Annotated in this window: 1 protein-coding gene and 1 pseudogene; both read left to right on the top strand. The window is 73.0% G+C overall.

What is annotated here, in order from left to right:
* Positions 1-110 precede the first annotated feature (110 nt).
* Positions 111-746, top strand: coding sequence for a response regulator (locus AOK15_RS38365; protein WP_240508786.1), 636 nt, complete (start codon positions 111-113; stop codon positions 744-746).
* Positions 747-1,009: 263 nt separating this feature from the next.
* Positions 1,010-1,268 (top strand): annotated as a pseudogene (locus AOK15_RS38360) (hypothetical protein); the annotation flags it as partial.

Below are 1,268 nucleotides of genomic sequence, written 5' to 3'. Positions count from 1 at the left end.
GGCCGTGGGGGGCCGAGGCCGGGGTGCTGTCCTTCGGCTCGGGGGCCGAGTCCGCGGCGGCCTCGGCCCCCCACAGCCCCGGTGCCAGGGCCTCGTCGACGCCGACCCGAATCCTGCTGGCCGACGACCACGCCCTCGTGCGGCGTGGCGTACGCCTGATCCTGGAGAGGGAACCGGACCTGCGGGTCGTCGCGGAGGCCGGGGACGGCGCGGAGGCCATCGAGGCGGCCCGCGGCCAGGACATCGATCTGGCTGTCCTGGACATCGCCATGCCACGGATGACCGGTCTGCAGGCGACCCGCGCGCTGGCCACGCTCAAGCCGGGCCTGCGCATCCTCATGCTCACCATGCACGACAACGAGCAGTACCTGTTCCAGGCCCTCAAGGCGGGTGCCGGCGGCTATGTGCTGAAGTCCGTCGCCGACCGCGATCTGGTCGCCGCGTGCCGCGCCGCGATGCGCGACGAGCCGTTCCTCTACCCCGGCGCGGTCACCGCCCTGATCCGCAACTATCTCGACCGGGTCCGGCACGGTGAGGAGAACGCCGACAGCCTCCTCACACCACGGGAGGAAGAGGTCCTCAAGCTCGTCGCCGAGGGCCACTCCTCCAAGGACATCGCCGACATCCTCGTCATCAGCATCAAGACGGTGCACCGCCACCGGGCCAACCTGCTGCAGAAGCTCGGCCTGCGCGACCGGCTGGAACTGACCCGGTACGCGATTCGCGCGGGACTCATCGAACCCTGATCCGCCGCCGCCGCCACCGTCCGGCACCGGCCCGGCCCGGCCCGGCCCACGGCGATGGCGAGCCCGGCGGTCCGCTCTCACCGGCGGGTGACGCGGCCGACTTCGACGTTCCGGCGGTGACTGTGCGGGCTCCCCCCACCTGGGGATGACGGCGCCGGGGCTCCACGTCCTGCCCTACCTCCCGCTCCTCCGGCACCCGGCCGTGAGCGGCCTTCCCCTCCGGACCTGTCACCCGACTCCGACCACCCAGAAAGGGACGACGCATGCGCCAAGCACTCCGCGCCGTCCCGACCGCCGGTCACCGGTTCGCCGCGGCCCTCCTGCTGCTCCTTGCCGTCCTGACGACGCCGATGCCGACGCCTTCCCCGCTCACCGGGCCCACCTCGCTCGCCGCACCTTCCCCGCAGTCGCCGTCTCCCCGCGCGGATGCCTCCTGCGCCTTCGACTGCGCGGTCCAAGTCCTGGCCCGGCAGGGGCATCTCGGCGAGCGCCCCACACTCCCGGAACACCACGCCACCGACC

This window comes from Streptomyces ossamyceticus (assembly GCF_001418475.1).
Classification (GTDB): Bacteria; Actinomycetota; Actinomycetes; order Streptomycetales; family Streptomycetaceae; genus Streptomyces; species Streptomyces ossamyceticus.
Note: the sequence above shows the minus strand (reverse complement) of the source record. Positions and strands in the feature narration are given on the sequence as shown.